At 60.2% G+C, this 20,029-nt stretch carries 15 protein-coding genes; 4 read left to right on the forward strand and 11 right to left on the reverse strand.

The window, feature by feature from the left end; all coding sequences use genetic code 11:
* Positions 1 to 160: 160 nt before the first annotated feature.
* Entirely contained in the window at positions 161 to 1,252 is a 1,092-nt protein-coding gene (locus O1Y97_RS24630) for an extracellular solute-binding protein (RefSeq protein WP_318764297.1), read from the reverse strand.
* 539 nt (positions 1,253 to 1,791) lie between these two features.
* Between O1Y97_RS24630 and O1Y97_RS24635 the strand changes: the two genes are divergently transcribed.
* Entirely contained in the window at positions 1,792 to 3,114 is a 1,323-nt protein-coding gene (locus O1Y97_RS24635) for an MATE family efflux transporter (protein WP_268738199.1), read from the forward strand.
* Between the two features lie 245 nt (positions 3,115 to 3,359).
* On the opposite strand, the gene O1Y97_RS24640 is transcribed toward O1Y97_RS24635, so the two are convergent.
* The 6 genes from O1Y97_RS24640 to O1Y97_RS24665 all read right to left on the reverse strand — a co-directional run bounded on the left by O1Y97_RS24640 (position 3,360) and on the right by O1Y97_RS24665 (position 8,411).
* Complete coding sequence (locus O1Y97_RS24640) at positions 3,360 to 4,388, reverse strand: succinylglutamate desuccinylase/aspartoacylase family protein (RefSeq protein ID WP_268738201.1); 1,029 nt, start codon at positions 4,386 to 4,388, stop codon at positions 3,360 to 3,362.
* Between the two features lie 17 nt (positions 4,389 to 4,405).
* Positions 4,406 to 5,155, reverse strand: coding sequence for an amino acid ABC transporter ATP-binding protein (locus O1Y97_RS24645; RefSeq protein WP_268738202.1), 750 nt, complete (start codon positions 5,153 to 5,155; stop codon positions 4,406 to 4,408).
* Between the two features lie 142 nt (positions 5,156 to 5,297).
* Positions 5,298 to 5,957: an amino acid ABC transporter permease gene (locus tag O1Y97_RS24650; RefSeq protein WP_268738203.1), complete on the reverse strand. Its 660-nt coding sequence runs from the start codon at positions 5,955 to 5,957 to the stop codon at positions 5,298 to 5,300.
* Positions 5,947 to 6,606, reverse strand: a complete 660-nt coding sequence (locus O1Y97_RS24655; protein WP_268738204.1) for an amino acid ABC transporter permease — start codon at positions 6,604 to 6,606, stop codon at positions 5,947 to 5,949. The genes O1Y97_RS24650 and O1Y97_RS24655 overlap by 11 nt, the downstream gene beginning before the upstream one ends.
* The gene (ehuB, locus tag O1Y97_RS24660) at positions 6,603 to 7,472 is read right to left on the reverse strand and encodes an ectoine/hydroxyectoine ABC transporter substrate-binding protein EhuB (protein ID WP_268738205.1); all 870 of its coding nucleotides are present in this window, start codon (positions 7,470 to 7,472) and stop codon (positions 6,603 to 6,605) included. The genes O1Y97_RS24655 and ehuB overlap by 4 nt, the downstream gene beginning before the upstream one ends.
* Positions 7,473 to 7,607: 135 nt before the next feature.
* The gene (locus tag O1Y97_RS24665; RefSeq protein WP_268738206.1) at positions 7,608 to 8,411 is read right to left on the reverse strand and encodes a hypothetical protein; all 804 of its coding nucleotides are present in this window, start codon (positions 8,409 to 8,411) and stop codon (positions 7,608 to 7,610) included.
* Positions 8,412 to 8,577: 166 nt separating this feature from the next.
* Between O1Y97_RS24665 and O1Y97_RS24670 the strand changes: the two genes are divergently transcribed.
* A complete protein-coding gene (locus O1Y97_RS24670) occupies positions 8,578 to 8,769 on the forward strand; it encodes a helix-turn-helix transcriptional regulator (protein ID WP_268738271.1) in 192 nt (63 codons plus the stop codon).
* Between the two features lie 405 nt (positions 8,770 to 9,174).
* Here the strand turns inward: O1Y97_RS24670 and O1Y97_RS24675 are convergent, their stop codons facing one another.
* The gene (locus O1Y97_RS24675) at positions 9,175 to 11,304 is read right to left on the reverse strand and encodes a DUF262 and DUF1524 domain-containing protein (protein ID WP_268738207.1); all 2,130 of its coding nucleotides are present in this window, start codon (positions 11,302 to 11,304) and stop codon (positions 9,175 to 9,177) included.
* A 457-nt stretch (positions 11,305 to 11,761) separates the two neighbouring features.
* On the reverse strand, positions 11,762 to 11,974 hold the full coding sequence (locus O1Y97_RS24680; protein WP_268738208.1) for a hypothetical protein: 213 nt from the start codon (positions 11,972 to 11,974) through the stop codon (positions 11,762 to 11,764).
* A gap of 653 nt (positions 11,975 to 12,627) precedes the next feature.
* Here O1Y97_RS24680 and O1Y97_RS24685 point away from each other — a divergent pair.
* Both O1Y97_RS24685 and O1Y97_RS24690 read left to right on the forward strand, forming a co-directional pair.
* Positions 12,628 to 13,803: a tyrosine-type recombinase/integrase gene (locus O1Y97_RS24685; RefSeq protein ID WP_268738209.1), complete on the forward strand. Its 1,176-nt coding sequence runs from the start codon at positions 12,628 to 12,630 to the stop codon at positions 13,801 to 13,803.
* Between the two features lie 114 nt (positions 13,804 to 13,917).
* Positions 13,918 to 15,066, forward strand: coding sequence for a DUF930 domain-containing protein (locus O1Y97_RS24690; RefSeq protein WP_268738210.1), 1,149 nt, complete (start codon positions 13,918 to 13,920; stop codon positions 15,064 to 15,066).
* Positions 15,067 to 15,227: 161 nt separating this feature from the next.
* Here the strand turns inward: O1Y97_RS24690 and traA are convergent, their stop codons facing one another.
* Together traA and O1Y97_RS24700 are read right to left on the reverse strand one after the other, a co-directional pair.
* Complete coding sequence (gene traA / locus O1Y97_RS24695) at positions 15,228 to 18,530, reverse strand: Ti-type conjugative transfer relaxase TraA (RefSeq protein WP_268738272.1); 3,303 nt, start codon at positions 18,528 to 18,530, stop codon at positions 15,228 to 15,230.
* A 554-nt stretch (positions 18,531 to 19,084) separates the two neighbouring features.
* On the reverse strand, positions 19,085 to 19,897 hold the full coding sequence (locus O1Y97_RS24700) for an IclR family transcriptional regulator (protein WP_108610136.1): 813 nt from the start codon (positions 19,895 to 19,897) through the stop codon (positions 19,085 to 19,087).
* Between the last annotated feature and the right edge of the window lie 132 nt (positions 19,898 to 20,029).

The following is a 20,029-nucleotide window of genomic DNA, read 5'->3' on the forward strand; positions in this document are numbered from 1 at the left end:
GCATCCGCCCCCGGATGCGCAATGGGACGCAGTAAAACTGTGAACGGTGCATGCCCTTTGGTAGCTCGGGTCATGCACTGAGCAGGCCTGCGAAAGCGGGCTGCCTGCCCCGGAGATCGTCGCAGCGCTCCGGGACAGGTCGAGAGGCTTCGTTGCCTCGTCAGGCCGCTTTGACCTCTGCGGTGGCGCGGTCGATCATCTCGTTCTTCATGTCGCGGTTGACCGACGAGAAGAAGACGACGCGCTCCAACTCTTCCTGCGGCAGCGTCGCGGCGAGCTTTTCGCGATCGTTGAGCAGGTCCCCGACGCCGTTGATGGTCGAGCTGTAGCCCGACTGGCGGGTCATCGCAGCGCCCACTTCCGGGCTTGCCAGCACAGCGTCGAGCAGCTTGTAGGCGTTCTCAGCGTTCGGCGCATTGTTGACGACGTTGAGCGTGTAGCAGAAGCCGAACGTGCCTTCCTTCGGCACCGACAGCTGGATCGGATGACCATCCATGATCAGCTTGGCGGCAGGGCCAGACCACGAATGGGCGAGGTAGATGTCCTCGTTGATGAACATCTGCTGCACTTCCGAGCCCGCGTCATAGTACTTGCGCACCATGTCCTTGTTCTTGATCAGGAAGTCGCGCGCTTCGTTGGTCGCCTTCTGCGCCACGTCGGCCTTATCGACATAGCTGACGAAGTCGCCGTCATGGCCGAGATACTGCATGACGATGGTCATGAAATCGCTGACGATATAGGAGGTCTGACCCTTGTACTGTGGGTCGAACATGATCTCCCAGCTGGGCGCGTCCTTCACGTAGTCGACGTTGCGGGCGAGGCCCTCGTAGCCGGCGAGGATCGGCAGGCCCCAGAGGTTGTTGTCGACACGCGCCCAGGGAGCATCCTGGTAAGCGGTGTTGAGGTTCTTCCAGTTTGCGATCTTGCCGGTGTCGAGCGGCTGAAGCAGCTTCGAGCTGATGAACTGCGAATAGCGGTGGCCGGCAACGGTGACGATGTCGGTCGAGGGATTGGCGCCTTCGGCGGTGAGCAGGTTGTACTGCTTGCCCTGGTCGTCGGTCAGGCGGATGTTGACCTGAATGCCGGTGTCCTTCTGGAACTTGTCCAGGAATTCCTGTGGCAGGAACTTGTCGTAGGTGGTGATGTTCAGCACGCCTGCGGCGGCAGCCGGACGCGGACGGATGATGTACGGAACGGCAAGCGCGCCCACGCCACCGCCCAGCAGCTTCAGCGCGTTTCTCCGGTTCGTCATAAGAATTTTACTCACTGTCATTCCCCTTCTTTGTAATTACCCACTAACCGAGCAAGCAAATCAGCGCACAATACTTCCCGATCCGGCGGCATTGCTGCTTGCCGGCTCAAAACTGAAGAAATTGTGGCGCCTCCCACCTGGAAATCCGCAGGCTTGTTGAACAACCGCCTTGCGATCATCCAGTATGCCGCTATAAATTTCCAATAAACTGGAACTTTTCTCTAAACCGGACGAATGTCAAGCTGCCTCTTGGAAAAATGACAATTGATCCGCAGGGATCATTGGGATCAGCGGCCCTTCTGGCATTCGATTTGTCCGAATAGCCACTACCGCGATACCGCTTCTCTGTCGCACAGGGAGACGCTGCGGCGCCGTCATTTCACCTCGCGGCGTCGGGCATGAGCAAGGATAGAATGCACTAGGACAGGTGCCGGCAATTCAACCGACAACCACGGGCCAGAGACCTGAGGCTATCGGGACATCAATACTCAACTTCGCTGCCCACTTCGATTTCGGGCCTGCACGGACATTTGCACACAATGAACATTTCCGCCCCTCTCGAACTCCAGGAAAACTGGAACCGCCGGATGATCATGCTGGCGTTCCCGATCATCCTGGCCAACCTGGCCCAGCCGGTACTGTCCCTGGTCGACACCATGGTCGCCGGACACCTGCCCGGCTCGTGGTACCTTGGCGGCGTCGCTCTCAGCGGCGTGCTGTTCAATTTCCTGTTCTGGAGTTTCAGCTTCCTGCGCATGGCCACCACCGGTCTCGTCGCCCAGGCCTGGGGTGCCGACGATGCCGTCCTGATGCGCAAGCACCTGCTTCGGGCACTCCTGGTTGCGGCCACGGGCGGCATGATCATCGTCATATTGCAAAAGCCGATCATCGAAATCGGCCTCGCCCTCCTTGGCGGCAGCGAAGCAGTCTACGACAGTGCTGTCGCCTATTCCTCGGCACGGATCTGGTCGGCGCCGGCCGCATTGGGCAATTTCGTCCTGCTTGGCTACCTGCTCGGCCGCCAGCGGGTAATGGTGTCGCTGGCGCTGCAAGTCGCGCTCAACGTGATCAACCTGGCCGCGACGCTGACGCTCGTCTTCGTCTTCGACTGGGGCGTTGCCGGCATCGGCGCCGGCACGGCGCTCGCCGAATGGATTGCATTCGGCGCCGGCCTGATGATCGTCCGGCCGTTCAGCGCGGTGGGCCCGCTGCCCTGGCGCGACATTCTGGACGGGGCAGCGCTGCGCCGGCTGTTTGCGGTCAACCGCGACATATTCCTGCGCAGCCTGTTCCTGCTGGTCTGCTTCGGCTGGTTCGCCCGCAGCGGTGCCGTCGAGGGCGACGCGATCCTCGCTGCCAACGCCGTCCTGCTCAACCTGCACGGCATCATGTCCTACGGACTGGACGGTTTTGCCCATGCCACCGAAACGCTCGTCGGCTCGGTCATCGGGGCGCGCCGCAAGGACGCGCTCTACCGTGTCATCAAGGCAGCGTTCATCTGGTCAGGATTGGTCGCAGCACTGTTTTCGGTCTGTTACTGGCTGGGCGGTCCAACCATCGTCTCGCTCCTGACCAACCAGCAGGATGTCCGCTTGGCGGCCGAAACGTTCCTGCCCTACGTCATCGCCCTGCCGCTGATCTCGGTGAGCAGCTACATGCTCGACGGCGTCTTCATCGGCGCGATCCGGACGCGCGAACTGCGCAACAGCATGTTCGTGTCCACGGTGGTCTTCCTGGCCGCGGCCTACGCCCTCCAGCACTTCTGGGGTAACCATGGTTTGTGGCTGGCGATGATCGTGCTGATGCTTACCAGGACCCTGACCTTGGGACTTTACCTCCGACGGATATTCGCCGCGCTCTGACCCATGCGAATCCGTCGCGAGGCGGCCCGACGATTTCGCAGCTGATGTTATCGGTGAATGCCGAGAACGAGCCGGCCTCGGCACTTTACCAGAACTGCGGTTTTTGTCTCACTGGCGCTTCATTCTCGGGGCGCATCGGCCCCGAAAGGATCATGGTGGGCAAAATTACCAGCATCCTCGCTTAGTGCGCCATTGGTTGGAATACGGCACAAGGCAGACCACTTTGCCTTGTGCATGGGCGGAATTTAACGCGAGGGGCTTGGCGGCAATGGCATGTCGACCACAAGCTTGAACAAGCAATCTCCGGGTTCGGTAAGGGCGGGCGCTCTTTGGCAGGCGACGAGGCCTGACTGTTCGAAACGAATAGCTGTGATGGGCTCCGAAGGCCCTGCAATCGGGTGGATGATGCCGGCAAGATCTCCCGCGTGGACTTCATCTCCCAGCTCCACCGCAGGCTCGAAGACACCCCTGACCGGCGCATAGGTGAAGGCTTGCCTGCCGTCGACCCGCATAGATCGTGTTGGCTCCGCCGGCCGAACAATGGCGTCGGGCAGGATGCCCATATGCTTCAGCACGCGCAGCACCCCGTCTCGCGCAAGGGCTTCCCCCTTGCTGGACATGGCCGCGCCACCACCGAGTTCGGTCGTCAGGGCTGGAATGCCAAGCACCTGCGCTGTCGCCGAGAGTGTGGTGGCACCGCCGCCGCCCGAACCATCGCTGACCGAGCCGATGGGCGCGCCAAAGACCGCCATGAGTTCGATGAGCTGTGCCGTCTCAGTTTCAGTCTTGCCAGTGCGGATCAGACAGCAAGGAAGGTAAAACAGCGAAGTGCCGCCGGAGTGCAAATCAATGACGATGTCGGCAAGAGGCAGAAGCACCTTTGAGACATAGTGGGCGATCATCTCGGTCGAGGAGCCATTGGCGTCGCCGGGAAACATCCGGTTGAGATTGCCCTGGTCGAGCGGCGACAGCCGTCTGCCCGCGTCGACAGCGGGGTAGTTCAATGCCGGCAGGATGATGATGCGACCGCAAAGCTCGCGTGCATCAAGCTGCCGGGCGAGCTTGCCCAGCGCAACCTGGCCTTCATACTCATCGCCATGATTGCCGGCGACAAGCAGAGCGGTCGGCCCCTTGCCGTTCCTGATGCAGACGATTGGGATGGGAATGGTGCCATAGGCGGAACGATCGCTCGAAAACGGCAGTCGCAGACAACTGATCTGCTTGCCGTCCCTGTCGAAATCGACGTCCGTCCAGATACGGGTATCGTTTGCCACTGATGCCTCCGTCTTCGTCAATGCAACAGCGTGTTGAGGAACGAGCGGGCGCGGGGATGATTGGGCGTCGAAAAGAACGTCACCGGCGAAGCCTGTTCGACAATGCTGCCCTGGTCCATGAACACGACCTCATCGGCAACCTCGCGCGCAAAGCCCATCTCATGGGTGACGCAGATCATGGTCATGCCCTCGTGGGCCAGCCCGGTCATGACGTCGAGCACCTCCTTGACCATCTCGGGATCGAGTGCCGACGTTGGTTCGTCGAACAACATCAGGCGCGGGTTGAGACAGAGCGCACGGGCGATCGCCACTCGTTGCTGCTGTCCGCCTGACAGTTGCGCGGGGTACTTGTTGGCCTGTTCGGGAATGCGGACCTTCTCGAGAAAATGGTGCGCCAGGCTCTCGGCTTCGGCCCGCGGCATGCAAAGCACCCGCCGAAGAGCCAGGGTGCAGTTCGACAGCACCGTCAGATGCGGAAACAGGTTGAAGTTCTGGAACACCATTCCGGTCTGTCGACGCGCCAGCGCGGATTCGGTGGCGTTGGCACCCAGCCGGACCGTCCCCAGCGTCACAGTTCCCTGCTGATAAGCTTCAAGCCCATTGAGGCAGCGGATCAGGGTGGATTTGCCCGAACCTGACGGTCCGCAGATAACGACGCGGGAACCACTTTGTATGGTGAGGTTGACCTCCTTCAACACATGGAAGGTGCCATACCATTTGTTGAGCGCGGCGATCTGGACGGCGAGCTTGTCGTCTGTCTGGGTCATGGTGTCTCTCTACGGTCAGCTGATGGAGCGAGCTCGCTGCGATCCGAACGGAGCGAGCTGATTTGGGTGGACGGCTTCGCCGATGCGTGCACGACGAGGTTCTTAAGACACGCCACCGGCCACTGGACTACCGGTCGGTCGGCTACCTGGTCGTCGGCCCAAGCAGGCGGATCTCAAGCCGTTTGATGGCTTGCGAAATGACGATTGCGAGGCCAAGGAAGATGAGACCAGCAACCGTCAGCGGCTCGGCGTAGCGGTAGGTTTCCGATGCGATATCAAAGGCGCGGCCGAGCATCTCCGGCACGGCCAGCACCGCCAGATAGGGCGTCGCTTTCAGGATCGAGACGAAGTAATTGCCCATTGGCGCTGCGATGTTGCGCAGCATCTGCGGCGCGATGACAAAGATGGTCGCATCCATCCTGCCGAGCCCAAGCGCCCTTGCGGCTTCGGCCTGGCCGTTGGGGATGGCATCGATGCCGGCCTTGAACACCTCCGCGAGATAGCCGCTGTAATAGAGGCTGAGCCCGATCATACCGACGGCAAGGGCGCCGAGGCGAATGCCGTAAAAAGGCAAGATAAAATACAGGCAATAGAGCCAGACCAGCACGGGTGTCGCCCGGATGAAGTCGATCACAAAGCGAACGAACAGGCCACCCAAGCCACCCGAGCGCCGGATCAGTTCGAAGCCGAAACCAATAGCAGAGGCGCCGATGCAGCTGACCAGGGCCACCAACAGCGTCATGCCGATGGCACTCAAGATGGTGGGCACCGTCGACAGCGCAAACTCAATATCAAACCCCACAGCGCGCCTCCCTGGCTGGGCTGATGCGCCGTTCCGCCCAACGCCCGAGCAGCGCGATCGGATAACAGACGATAAAATACGCAAGCAGCAGTGAGGTGTAGATCGGTACGGGGTCGTACTCGATCTGGGAGATCTCCTTGGCGCGGAAGGTCATGTCGGTCAGCGTCACCAGTGAGACGAGAGATGTCGCCTTCACCAATTGGATCAGCTGGTTGATGAAGGTCGGGCTCATGGCGACGAGGGCCTGGGGTAGCTCAATGCGCAAGAGGATGGTGGGACGCGACAGACCAAGGGCGTGGCCAGCTTCCTTCTGGCCACGGTCCAGGGCCTGCAGGCCGGCCCTGACAGCCTGGCTAGCATAACCGCCAATGTTGAGCCCCAGCACCATGGCGCTGACGGTCATGGCCGACAGCGCCAGCCCGGCCAAAGGCAAGGCATAATAGAACACAAAGAGCAGGATGATGACGGCAGAGCTGCGCCAGAACTCGATGATCGAGGTCACCACCAACCGCGCCGGACCCGTCGTCAGGTACTGGGCAACGCCAAAGGCGAGGCCAAACGGTATGGCAAAGGCCAGACCGTACAGGGTTACCAAGGCGGTGACGCGAAACCCCTGAAGAATGCCGAGCCAGATCTCGAATATGCTCATTTGCCAGCACCGTCGGTGCCACTGTCGCAGAGCTTCTCCACGGTGACGGCATTCGGCACCGCCTCAGGCTCGCCAAAGCCATATTTGGCCATGATGGTGGCGACCGTGCCATCGAGCGTCAGCGCGGCAAGCCGTTCGTCGTAGAGCGCTCTCAAGTCCTGGTCTTCGGTGCGGAAGGCAACCGCAGCATAATTGGCCTGTTCGTCTGTGGTGACGAAAGGCGAGGCCCGCTCGAGCCCCTTGGCCTTGCCGCCGGACAGCAGCCCGATCACCGTGGGAGACGACAGCACAGCAACATCGATGCGCCCAGCACGCAGGGCCGAGACGTTGGATTCAATGTCCGGGAACAGGAGCATGCGGTTTTGCGGCACGCCGGCTGCCGTTGCGTTTCTGACCGAAACACTGCCGCGACCTGCACCCATCACAATCTCTTTGCCGGCGATATCCTCAAAACCATGGACCTTCTTCGGATTGCCGGTGAGCACGATGGCTGCGTCTGGCACCTTCAGATCGGGAGACCCGAAGGCAACCTGCCGGCAGCGCTCCGGCGTGATCGCCAGCCCGGAGGCAACAGCGTCAAATCGTCCGGCCAGCAAGCCCGGGATCAAGGCACCGAACTCGGTGACCCGGATGTCGATCTCCTTGACGCCGAGTTCTGAAAACGCGGCCTTCAGCAGGTCCGGGTGCCATCCGGCTGCCTCTCCGGTAGCGTCATCGCGATAGCCCCAGGGAGAGCGGTTGTGAATGCCGATGACGATCTTGCCCTCGCCCAGGACGCGCTCTTTCGTGGTCTCGGCCCAGGCATTGCCACCAAGCATGAGCAGCACCAGCGCACAAAGTGCGCTCCACATGAGTGCAAACCGCATTGGACTTCTAAAGCTCATTCTGTTCTCCCATTTTTGTAAAAGGTGTCAGTGCGAATTGCGGATGCAGGGCACGGCTGTTTTGATGCTCCGCCGCAGCGCAGTCTTGGCTTCACGCAATCCGGCAGCCCGCCGCGTTCAGCTTTGCCGCGGGTGGCGTCCGACAGCCGGATCGCCGTCTGACAAGAAGGCGCGAAGCCTGCCGGTCTGACCGTCCATACTGCGATTGTCGCCGGATTGATTATCGCCAAGCCGGCCGTCCTGTGGGCGCGGCAGAACATGCGCGTCGCTTTCGCCAAGATCTTTGAGATCTGCCAATACCGACTGAATTTGGGGCCAGGGAAATGCCGACGTTTCCTCCGCAGTCTCCCCGCCGCCGACAATGATTTTGAGTTTGGCGATCACCCCGGCAAGTGACTGTGCGGGCGTGGCCGCAACGGCGGCGAGTATCTCTTCTTCAGCCTCAACAGCCTGCATCTCGGCAGCACGGACTCGCGAATACCCGACTTCCACATCAAGCGCGTCCCAACGCCTCTGCTGATCTGCCTGGGTCGCGGACATCGCGGACATATTGCCGGAAACTGAGTCGTTGCCCGGCGCTGGGTTATCGGCTGCCTGCCCTTGGGCTTCCGCAGCCGCCTTCGCCGTGTCCCCACCGGATTCGCCGCTGACGCCAGGAAACCTGAGTGTATTCCTGATCCGCGTCTCAAGCCGCTGCTGCAGTCGACACAGAACCACAGCCATGTGGTGGGCTTGCTCCCAGTCCTGCAGGAGGACAACGCATGGGTCGATGGGCGCAATCAAACGGGCGGGGATTGTCTTCTCGAGACTGGCATCAATAGTCTCGATGCCAGCTTTCGACTTGTCGTCCACGGCACAGCTCTTCCCTCGTCTCCCTGGGGTGACGAAAGGCAAAGCTGTGGTATTGTCGGAATCAGCCATGATCCGAGCTCCAACCAGCTTGGGTTTGGTCAGGCCGAGTAGGTGTTACAGCAACTACTCGGCCGTCATCAGAGGTAAGTTCTTATACAAATTGATTGATGTCAATCGGAATGTTTAGTTGAAATCGCCAGTGTTGACGATGGAGCAGTGTCGCGGGGCTCGGGCGATGCTTAGCTGGAGCCAAGAGGATTTGGCTCTAGCAGCAAACGTATCTCGACAGACAGTGGCAGACTATGAACGAGGGGCTCGCGTGCCCATCTCGAACAATCTCAAAAGTATGGCTGCAGCACTGCAGAAAGCTGGCATCGAATTGCTACCTGACAACGGTATTCGATTTTCAAGAGTCGGGTCTGTATAGTTAACGTGACAACGCCACTGCCGACGGGGTCCTACACTCGGACGGGGCAAGGGCAAATGGGCAAGGTTGTGCCCATCGTCAGAATGCCGCGACCTGGCCAAGATTAGGCTCCATGGGATGGCAGCTTCGCGCCCCGGAACCGCCGTAGGAGACCATTTTCCAGGCATCACGTTTCGGAAAAGCCGAAGCCTGATGTGGGGTGGTAATCGGCCTGTCCGCTGCTGGGCTCGGCAACCGGAAAAGCGGATACCGGCCGATTTGCAGATTTGCGGCCGACAGGTTCCGACAGGTTCCGACAGGTTCCGACAGGCGGTACGAGAAATCAGACTTACTCGACAAGGCTGAAAGGCGATGTCGGTGAGAACGGCTTGTTTTCGTAAGTCCCCAGCAGGTTGTTTCAGAATGTCATTGAGCCGCAACCGCCGTTTCGCCCATCTGACGATCATGAGCTTGCCGAATAAGTCCAAGCGCATACGGCAGATCTTCGACGTTTGCGACCCTAACCTCGACATCACCGTTGCCCCAACGTCCTCTGCCAGACACATCCACGCAGATGCCTTTCGGATCTTCGATTTCATGAAAAGGTATGTTCAAGGACAACTGCAGGCCGCGAGCCTGAGGAATGACATCGACGAAATTGGTTTCGGCCTTGTAGGCCACGTAGACTTTTAGAAACTCTTCCGTGACGTTTGGATCAAGCTCCAAGACCAGCTTGCGCAGCCCTAGGAACAAGTCGCGCGTGCTGCCCGGTGCAAGGTGCTTGTGGTCGTCCATCGAATAATGGGATGTCGGCGACGGTGGTACTTCACGATACTTGTTCAGCACTTCGTCCGGCAGGAGGGGTGCGGTCCACACGCCGCTGGATTCGGCGGCAATTCGCTTGGCCCTATTCTTGATGGCCTCTTCATTCCAGACCTCGACGTGCCCCAGCCCGTGATTCAGCTTAAGAGGACTATAGGCCAGACCGATCGGGTTCCCGTCCTTGTCTCGGATCTGATCGCGTTTCATCAACCAAGGTCGGTCACTGTATTCGCTGTTGTAGGCGCTGAGGGTCAGGTTGCCGAGTGTATGCAGGTACGTTTCATGGACCGTTTTCCAGTCTGGGCCGAGGTCGGCCTTCCACTGGTTCGAGAGATCAGGGTTTTGCGGCATGATGTGCTCGACAGAGTAATCCTCCACGACCACCCTTTCCTTTCGCCTATGGTTCTCGAGGCGACGGAGCCAATAGCTGCGATTGCGGAAGCTATACAGATCGCGGGTTTTCAGCTGCTGCTCAAAGGTCTGATCGTTGGGGAAGCCGCGGTATGTCGGCTGAAGCAGGAAGGATGCCTTCAGGCTCTCAACATAATTGTCCTTGTCGAGCGTCTTCGCGAGGCCGGCAAAGGTCTTGTTGTGCGAGTTCGTCGGCAGCGCGCAGACCACTCTGCGGAACACGTATGCCTCGACGAGGCGAACTAGCTCCGTCACCTCAGAAATCGACAACAGGCCCTTCTTATAGTCGTCGTACACCTCGAGGAGGAAGGGGTAGGACACCTCCACCTTCAGTTCGCGCAGATCTTTGAACGCCTCGTTCAGGTCCACGTCTGGCTCTGCGTTGAGCGCGATCGCGCAATAGTGCAGAGCGTAGGTATGGATATCAGCCACCAGCGCCGCCACACCGACATTGCTGGTCCGGGAATAGGCCTTGAACGCTTGATAGACATCGCGAACGTTGGGTATCTCCCCGGTTTTCACGGTGAGGAAGTGTCGCATGAACGCATCGAAATGCGTCGTGTAGGCGCCGGCGCCGAAGGCCTTTTCCATCGGACGCCAATATGCCTTATAGAGTTCGGTCTGCAGGGTGGGCTTCAACCCCATGAGGATGAAATTTCGGATGAGGTCCGCTTGGCTCAGATCGAGGCCGGTGGAATTCATGCTCTCGAAAATAAGTTGGGGATTGTCATGGGCCCGATCCAGAGCCACCCCTACGATCACTAGCTTTTCCAGCCCACGGCAAATGGCCTCCAACTGATCATCGTGTTCGGTGATGAGTTCCCTGAACAGAGAATAGTTGCTCCGGACTCTTTCGCTAGGCTCGGCAGGTGTCGGGTGATTTCTTATCAGCGTCAAGAAGGTATCCTGGTCGGCCTCGGAGAGAAGAAGCTTGTATTGCCCATCCCCTGCCTCAAGAGTGTTGAGGAGGTAGTATTCGCGGTACTTCTTGGCGGAGAACGCTCCGAGGACGCTCTCTATCTCGTTGTCCTCCAGATGCTTCGCCAAGGCAGCGATCAGCAGCATGCTGGTCGTGAGACGCTGTTGTCCATCGATGACCAAAAAATTCTCTTGGTGACCGATCATATGCAGCGAGCTCTCGACATACACGATCGAGCCGATGAAATGGCTCGCGATCGCTTCGTTGGTGCCCGCCCTGATCAGGTCATGCCAAAGCTGCCTGCACTGGGTTTCTGTCCAAGAGTAATTCCGCTGGTAGATCGGAATAACGAACTGCGTCGCTTTATGGATGAACTTCAGTAGTGGTATCTCAGACGCTTTCATCTTGCCCCTCACAATATGATCGGAGCTTGATGACAAATCGAAGCCGGATTGTCGAGACGTATCGCTGATGTCAAGACATTAGATCGGCGGGTGGCTCCCCGACCGCGATCTGGATGGTCATCTGTCGTGCCCTAACATGCAGGGAATGTCTCAAACGGGACAGCCTAGCTCTCACAGATGTCTGCCATCAAAGACAGACATTCTTGAATGGCCGCGACATCCGTGATGTCCGGTTGGGGCGCCAAGCGGCGGGTTCGAACGGCGGCTTTCGGGATTGAGAAATGGCAGCTATCCGCCGAGCTCGCCCCGATAGCGGCCTGACCGCTTCCGGCCCCATTCTCGCGGAGCCACCGGTGCATCGGTCAACGTCTCCATCAGCGGCGCAGGCCCAGTTGATCCGGAGCTGAAGAGCTGGGGACACGAACGGGAGGGCTCGCTCCCGGAGACGCTTGTTCGTCTACCGCTGGGACAGGCCTTTTGCGGCCGCGGCAATTGCACCGCTCGAGTGGTCGGTTGGCAAGATCGTTACCCCATCAGCCAGCCGCGCGATTAATGAAGAGACCACCGCAAGGCCTACCAGCATCGCAACCACAAGCAGCGCGCCCGCGATCCCAGCGTAACCCCTGGCAATCAGACGGAACCCAAACAGCGAGATATCAAACCTGTTCATCAATGCCTCCTTGGCTAATGAGGGCATTGTCGCGCACGCAGGCGACACGTGGAAAAGATTGCTGACACTTCCCGACAACTACTTCGCCAGAACTCGCCAACGATACCTAGTCAGCGCATGGTATGCGAAAGCTCCTCGTCCAACCGAATCTCGGCATGATCCGCCACCAAGACGCGGTGGCCGGTTCGAACTGCGGCGGCGTCACGAAAATCTGCCGTGCTTCCTGCGGCAGTGAAGTCACAGTTGCTTCTGCTTCAATACGTAGAAAGAAGTGCGCTGTCGCCACGACGCCGATGCTTTTCTGAGCCGTTCTCGGTCACCGTTACGCCAGCCTTGAAACACGGCAGCTCAACGGGTTCCGAAAACCGCCCATCAGCCCCCCTTGAGACGAACTATGAGGCCCGCAACCGCTCCAGCATGGCACTGCGCAATCCATCTGCCGGGCTCGCCATCTGACGCCTCGCCAATGTCATCATGTTGGGCACCGCAACCTGGAGGCAGCACCCGTGACCCGACACAATGTTTTTGGATTTGATCTGTCAGATGCCCAGCGCCGCCAATCCCTGCGAAGGAGGTGCGCGCCATATTGGCAAGTGACCGAATACGGTCGCGCGGTAGGGTACCTGGTTTATCCCTCAGGAATTAGCTACTGGATGGCTCGCCTTCGTCTTCGGGACGAAAGCTACCGCCAACATCGGATCGGCCTCACCGAGGACAATTGTGATGCCGATGGCATGTCCTTCGAACAAGCATGCGCCCAAGCGGAAGCCTGGTATAGATCGACTCCGTTTGCCCCACATGCTTCGGATGCCAGGCCGCTCGGCTCGGTGGAGCACCTTCTTGCCTGCCCAATTGGCGATACTTACACCATCGGGCACGCGCTGGCTGAATTGGTCGAGTGGAAGCGCCTCGTCGCTGCGCGATCACACTTTCTGACGGTGGTCGTACTCACCAATTTCCATATCGTGCCGCGGCTGTTCGAACTACCAGCCGGGCAAATGAACTCCGAACATCTTCGGTGGTTCGTCAAGGACGTGCTCGAAACGCCGCCGAAGCGAGGGAATCGTAGCATCGAGCCGCGCCGTTCGGTCGAAAGCATGACGGACGAAGAGCTCAGAAAGCGGAAGAAGACCATCAACACGCTCATCGGACTTCTTCGAATGGCGCTGACCATGGCATGGGAAAATGGCCGGATTGACAGCGATCGCCCCTGGAGGTGCCTGAGACGATTGCCGAATGTCGATCGGCCGCGTGTACTGCACCTTAGTCGTGCCGAATGCTTCCGCTTGCTCGAAGCCTGTTCTTCGGACCTTCGCAGGCTAGTGCTTGGCGCCCTGTACACAGGGTGCCGCGCAACGGAACTTATGCGCATGCAGGCGAGCCACGTCGGTCGCGACGGGCCAGGCGTGTATGTTACGCCAGTGAAATCTTATCGGCCGCGGGTCGTGCTGCTGCCCGACGAAGGATTCGCATTCTTCAGCTCGCTCGCGAAGGGAAAGAAGCCGTCAGAGCCGTTGTTTGTCCGTGATGATGGAAGATACTGGTTCACAAACTATCGTCATGCCTTCAAACGCTCCGTGGTCGACGCTGGTTTGCCTGACGGTTTTTGTTTTCACGGGCTGCGCCATACCTACGCTAGCCAGCTCGTTCAGAGCGGAGCGCCGCTCATAGTCGTCGCCGAACAGCTTGGTCACCGGAACATCGATACTGTCAGCAGGACCTACAGCCACCTCGCACCAGACGCACGCCTGGCGGAGGTAAGGAAGCGCTTTGCGTCACTGATTGTAGGAAGGGGCTCTAGCACTGCAATGGATGACTACTCTGGGTAGGACGAACGGCAGCATTCAAAAGAGGGCTGGCCGTTACCGGCCCCCCTTTATGCTCCTAACGCATTAGCTTCACTGTCGGGGACCTCCGTCGACTATTTTGCGCGATAGCGCTTGATGCTGCCAATATTTCGCTCCACATCGGTCGGCATGGCGGAGGAGACAAGCAACCGGCGTCGGGACTCGCTGTGGGCACTGCCCGCATCGCTGATCCTGCATGGGCTGCTCATCGCGGTGCTGGTGGCCTACAGCCAGCCGAGGCCTGCCCAACAGCCTGAGGAGGAGGCGGTGAACGTCACGCTGACACCGCCGCCGGAACAGCCGAAGCCGGAACCTGCGCCACCACCGCCGCCGAAGGCCCCCGAGGCCAAGAAACCCGAGGAGCCGAAGCAGCCGCCTGCGGCGGAAACTGAGCCGGCCAAGCCGGCTCAGATCGAACTTTTGAAGCCGGTTTTCCATTTCGGCGACAAGGATGCCAGCTCCGGCAAATCCCCTGAGGAGGGAGGCGTCCAGACGCCTTCGCCGGCGACGGGTGACGGTTCGAAACCGCCTGCCGAGGAGCGGCCGGATGCAACCGCAGACGCCGAAAAGCAGGCGGACGTGGCCAAGGATGCCCAACCCGCCCAAGATGCGGCGAACGAGGCAACCGCGCCCCAGGACGCGGGCAAGCAGGACAAGGACAAGCAAGAGGGGCTCGCTGAAGGCCTCGACCAGCAGACATCAGCGGCTCCGCCGCCGCTGAGGGCTGTCGGCAGCGATGGCGAGCTGGCGCTTCCCGCTTTGGCCAAGGCGCCCGAACCCAGACCCGCGGCCGTGCCGAAGCCAAGCCGTTCGGAGGTTCCTAAGCTCGGAGGCGGGAGCAGGGCGCCAAGTCAGGAGAATGCGGACGTTGCCGCATCGCAGCCCTATTCGGGATTGCCAGGTGTCCGACGACCCCAGTCGCGGGGCGGCGATGCCTTGAGCACGACCGCGATGGCCGGCGTGCCGCGTGACAAGCGGGCCGCCCAGCTCTGCGCCAGCGCGCTGCAGCAGCAGTTGCTGCAGGCTTCCTATTCCCCCGACCTAGTGCCGCTTGTGCCGCTGAAACGGGGCAATGTCCTCGACGTTCCGGAGGCTGCCTTCCGCACACGGACCGCATGGCACGCCCTGAGCTATCGCTGCGAGGTTGACGCCGACGCCACCACGATCCGGTCGCTGTCCTTCCGCGTCGGCGCTACGATCCCGCGCGACCAATGGGGGCGCCTAGGGCTACCTGCAAACGACTAGAGGTTGGCCGAAAAGTGGATCCCGATCTTTGCCATGAGGCTATCCGGGGAATTTAGGAGAGGGATCGGCTGGAATGCTCCGGCTCTTTGCTTTCCGCAAGACGGTGCCTTCTGAGTTGCCGTCCTCCGGCATCAGTCCGGCAGCATGTTTGTGACCGTGCTTCATTGCTTCCACGCCGTGCTCTGGCGCTGCGCCATTCTCACGTGCTCGCCCTGTCTCAATGTCTGCACTGTGCGCTCATGGGCAGCGATCTGCTGGGCCGCACGCATCACCGGCCAAGCTTCACGCAGCTTTTCACGCCCGCCTGGACGAAGACCCGCGGCGGCCTTGTCGAAGAGAGTGCCCGAGGGCTCGCGGGCGGTGTTGGCGAGCAAGGCCCGCTCACCGAAACGTTCGGTGACAGCGCGGTTGAAACCGTCAATTTCGAGCTTCGCCTCGGGACTGCTCAGGGCATGGCCGAGAGCGGCAGCAAGATCGTTGCGGTCGATCGCGTCGCGGATCTTTTCGAGCACCGATCTTGCCGCCGGCGACAGCGCCGGGATGTCGATCGAGACGCGATGGCGGAGAGACTGCTCCTCCTTCTCGATCCTCTCGGCCGCGGTCTGACGGAGCTGTAGATAGCGCTCGATGTCACGTTTCAGCGCAGGCACATTGACCTCGGCGACACGGCGCGCCTCCTTGTCGGCTCTCGATGCAAGAATGCCCGCCCGTCCTTTCAACGGACCAATCGAACCGGGCTCGCTTACCAGGCGGTCGAGCGTCTGTTTCGCAACCTTTGCGTCGGTCAACACGGCATCGAAGTTCATCGACCGGAAGGCGGTCTCCGGATCGGCAAAAACGTAACGGAAGCGCGTCGAAACCTCGTCCCACTGCTTTGCCAAGGCCGGAGCGGCAAGAAGCCTTTCCTCGACGACATCGGCCAGCGATTTGGCAAACAGCGTAACACCGGCGACCAGGGGTTCGGCCTCCTTCCAGATTTGCGTTGAGGGAGGCTGGAGCAGCCCGAGGCGCTCGCCGTGGGCACGCATTTGCTGCGCCAGATCGGCGATCTGCTGCCTCTGGCGTAGTATCCAGTCGAGCCGATCGCGGACAAGGGTTCGGGCAATTCGAACGAAGTTGAGGCCGCGGTTTTCGGCAAAGCGCAGGGCCTGCCGGTAGAGCGTGCCGTGCTCGTAGTCCAGCGTCGTTTCCTTGGCATTGCGTCGCGCCAGGATCGCTATCAACCCGCCATTGAGACCGAAGGACCGGCGACCATAATAAAGGGCCATGTCTTCCCGGTGCCGCGTCATCGCGACATAGGTCAGATGCCGGTCGAGCGACAGGGAGGCGAGCACCTTCACCCGGTCGACGGTGGCGCCCTGGCTCTTGTGGATCGTGGTGGCGTAGCCATGATCGATGTTGCGGTAGAAACGCTGCTCGACTGTGACGAGCCGACGATGCTCGCCCTCGCCGATAACCGCGACGATCCTGTTTGCCGCCGCTTCCATCACACGGCCGATCATGCCGTTCTTCACGCCGAGCGATGTCTCGTTCTTCAGGAAGACGATCTGGTCGCCAGCGTCGAACTGGCGAAGACCGTCCTCGGTGCGGAAGCCATGGCCTTCACCGACGATCCCGCGCTCGACAAGCCTCTCGCGGGCCATGTCGTTCAGGATGCGCACGTCTCGCCGAAGATGCGCAAGGATCAGACTGGTCTCTGCGGGATCGTAGTCGCGATTCCAGTCGGCGATCAGACTGTCGATCGCCTGCGCCTTCAACTCTGACCCGAGCACTCTGCCGTGCTGGCGATAGGCGGAGACCGCTTCATCGACGCGACCGCGCGCCAGATCGAGAGAGGCGGCTCTCATCCAGTCGTCACGCTGACGGTAGATGGTCTCGAGTTCAGCGTAGCCGATGCGGTCTGCGATCGCCCGAAACGCAGCACCGGCCTCGATGGGCTGTAGTTGCTCGGGATCACCGATCAGCACCAGCTTCGCGCCTGCCCTGGTTGCCGCCTCGACGACCAGCGCCATCTGCTTTGAGGCAACCATACCCGCCTCGTCGAGAACGAACACCGTCCTGGCGTCGAGGAGGTCCCTGCCCTCTTGCCAGCGCAGTTCCCAGGACGCCAGCGTCCGACTGATGATGCCCGCTTCCTTTTCAAGGCCCTCCGCAGCCTTGCCGGCAAGGGCCGCACCCACAACACGATAGCCTGCCAGTTCCCATGCCTCGCGCGCGGCTTTCATCATCGTGGTCTTGCCAGCGCCAGCACGACCGACGACAGCAGCGATCTTTCCTGCACCGGCCACATGCTCGATGGCGACGCGCTGTTCCTGTGACAGCCTGGAATGACGAGCAAAGACGCTGTCCAGCACCGTCTCCTGAACGCCATGGGTCGCGCGCTGCAAAAGCCGGAGCGATTGCTTCGCCATCTTGGCTTCGAGGCGGATCAGCTCACGCGTTGTGTAGCGAGACCGGAGCCTCTCTCCTGTCGCAAGATCGATGCCGTTGCGCTCGATGCGCAAGACCTCGGGGCTTTGCAGGATACGCACCATCAGGTGCTGGAACGTGCCGGCATCGTCGACATAACGATGCAGGATCTTTGCGATATCGCGTTCGTCGAAGACGCTCTTCTCTGTGGAGATCATCTCAAGCACGATCTCGGGACGCTTGAGGATCCGGCCTGCATTCTCCTTGCGCCGTGCCTCGAACAGCTCGATCCGTTCGAGGCACGGCTGTGAGCCATCGCTCACGGATTTACGCTGGATTGCCTGGGCGCCGACGCCGACATGGATGGTTGGGACGAGATCGATGCCGCGCTCGGCATAAGAGCGGCCATCGACGCGAAGATCGATCCCACCGAGTGCCAGATGCTTGTTCTGCGTCGTGAACCAGGCATCGCGAAAGGCCGTAAAGTCGGCCACGCCACCGGCCCACAGCTCATAGACGATCTTGCCGGCCTGGTTGCGCAGAACCTCGCCATTCTCGCCGATGACGGCAATCTTCTTGGCACCGAACCCGTCCTCAGTTAGCGGCCGCAGCGTCATCATCAAATGGACATGCGGATTGCCCGGCGCATCGTGATAGACCCAGTCCGCAACCATGCCCTTGGCGAGGATATGTTGTTCGACGAAATCGCGGACGAGCGCGATGTTCTGCTTAGCCGACAGCTCCAGCGGCAAGGCCATGGTGATGTCCTTGGCAAGCTGGGCGTCCGAGCGCTTCTCAAAAGCCTCGACCTTGTTCCAGAAGGCTTCCGCAGCACCTGAGACCGATCGATCGGCAATGAGGCTACTCACCCATTGTGGCGCATCGGGTGGTGCCAAAAACTCCTCATGGAGCAGCCCCTGCTTGCGTGTGTAATCGATCGATCTCGCTTCGCGTTCGTACTCCATCTTCGCACAATGGCGGTAGGCGGCCGACAACACCGCGCTGCGGCCGTTGCCGCGGCTGACGATGGCGACAGAGAAATGGGGGACAGCCACGACAGACATTGCTCCTGAACAACGAACGGACCATGCGTGCGTTCGTCAGGGCGGCTGGCCGGGCAGGCCGTTGAGCAACACGTCGCGACAGCGACGTATAATTGCGCCCTTGGACCCGATCCTTCGGAACGGCGGGATCATCTTTCAAAGCGTCGGCTCCGCCGACTGCAGAATAAACGGGGGTGCGCTTCGCGCCCTCCCCGCCGATCCTTGCCTGGCGCTTCGAAGGGCACGGGTTTCCAAAGTCGCGCACTGCCGGGAACGCAACACCTAGCGGCCTCGCGATGACCGCAATTCGATTTCGCAGATAATACGGCCGGGCATGAGGCTCATAATTCGCGAGACGCACCGGCTTGGTGGTGCTTTCGTCGTCCCGATCGGCCGCTGGCGCTGGTCAGCGTCAGTATGCCGGCGCTGCCTCCGCGCGAACGCAAGACCCACGATAGCGTGTCGACACTTCTCGCCCGCCGCCCAGGTTCCCTCGGCAGGTCATGGCCGTGACTTGAACATGCCGGACTTTGTAATCCTGCTGATACCCGCTTACCCAAACTGTGTCAGCTTGTGAGAGCCTCTTCTATGCGGCGCGCGGTTGCCAGTATGCTCTCGCCCAGCTTGGCCAAATGCGCTTCCGACGCAGCGTCCGAGGGCAACCCAAAGCTGATGGCTGCTTCAATGTCGCTATGGCCCTGCGCTATCTTCGCGCCGACAGTGACCACTCCTGGAAAGAGTTCGCTCCTGATCAAGGCGTAACCATTCTTTCGTGCGAACTCTATCTGAGCATCGAATTCAGCAAGAAAGGTTTCTCCCACGGCATTGTCTTGAAATACGCGATCCTTGAACTCTTTGAGACGTGCTTCGGACAAGTCCGCCAGAATCGACAGCCCCATCGCCGTAGCGACCAAAGGCACCTCCGTACCGGGTGCAAGCCTGATGCTGCTCCGGCGCGCCGCGGAGAAGTCATAGAGGTAAACGATGCTTGTATCCTTGCGGACGCCCAGGAAGCAGTTGACGCCTAGCCGTTGACCAGCCTCCTGCAGGATGGGCTTGGCCACAGCCTCGGTCTTCATTGTTTCGGTGTAGCTCTGGCCAACACGGTAGCTTTCGATTCCGATGATGTACTTACCGGTCGCGGGGTTCTTTTCGAGAAAGTTGCGATGGCGAAGGGTGGCTACGAGCCGGTGCGTAACCGTCGAGCTGAGGCCGAGAATATGCCCGATCTCGCGCAGGCTCAGCTCACCGTTCGTCTTGGCCACGAGCGACAGAACATCCAGGCCGTTCGCGAGAACAAGACTGGTGCTGGTGTCCTGCTTGCGCTCGGCGGGACCAGTCCCTTGCAGAAATGTTTCGCTTTCGCTGTCCTTCGACACTTTGACCTTGCCTGTTCATGCGTCATGCGGAGAGTCCGGCGGCCAAAGATCATGGTCGCGCCTGCACGACAAGTCTCGGAAACAAATATCTTTTTGAGCGCCATTCAGAGCGGATTCGGAAATGACTATCTC

It is taken from the genome of Aminobacter niigataensis (genome assembly GCF_946995915.1).
Taxonomy (GTDB): domain Bacteria; phylum Pseudomonadota; class Alphaproteobacteria; order Rhizobiales; family Rhizobiaceae; genus Aminobacter; species Aminobacter niigataensis.

What these genes read in the sequence shown, in the direction of transcription:
- O1Y97_RS24645 (WP_268738202.1), bottom strand. Translation starts at nt 5,155, where the DNA reads ATGACCCAGACAGACGACAAGCTCGCCGTCCAGATCGCCGCGCTCAAC.
- O1Y97_RS24635 (WP_268738199.1), top strand. Translation starts at nt 1,792, where the DNA reads ATGAACATTTCCGCCCCTCTCGAACTCCAGGAAAACTGGAACCGCCGG.
- O1Y97_RS24630 (WP_318764297.1), bottom strand. Translation starts at nt 1,252, where the DNA reads ATGACGAACCGGAGAAACGCGCTGAAGCTGCTGGGCGGTGGCGTGGGC.
- ehuB (WP_268738205.1), bottom strand. Translation starts at nt 7,472, where the DNA reads ATGCGGTTTGCACTCATGTGGAGCGCACTTTGTGCGCTGGTGCTGCTC.
- O1Y97_RS24670 (WP_268738271.1), top strand. Translation starts at nt 8,578, where the DNA reads ATGCTTAGCTGGAGCCAAGAGGATTTGGCTCTAGCAGCAAACGTATCT.
- O1Y97_RS24685 (WP_268738209.1), top strand. Translation starts at nt 12,628, where the DNA reads ATGGCTCGCCTTCGTCTTCGGGACGAAAGCTACCGCCAACATCGGATC.
- O1Y97_RS24655 (WP_268738204.1), bottom strand. Translation starts at nt 6,606, where the DNA reads ATGAGCATATTCGAGATCTGGCTCGGCATTCTTCAGGGGTTTCGCGTC.
- O1Y97_RS24675 (WP_268738207.1), bottom strand. Translation starts at nt 11,304, where the DNA reads ATGAAAGCGTCTGAGATACCACTACTGAAGTTCATCCATAAAGCGACG.
- O1Y97_RS24690 (WP_268738210.1), top strand. Translation starts at nt 13,918, where the DNA reads ATGCTGCCAATATTTCGCTCCACATCGGTCGGCATGGCGGAGGAGACA.
- O1Y97_RS24680 (WP_268738208.1), bottom strand. Translation starts at nt 11,974, where the DNA reads ATGAACAGGTTTGATATCTCGCTGTTTGGGTTCCGTCTGATTGCCAGG.
- O1Y97_RS24665 (WP_268738206.1), bottom strand. Translation starts at nt 8,411, where the DNA reads ATGGCTGATTCCGACAATACCACAGCTTTGCCTTTCGTCACCCCAGGG.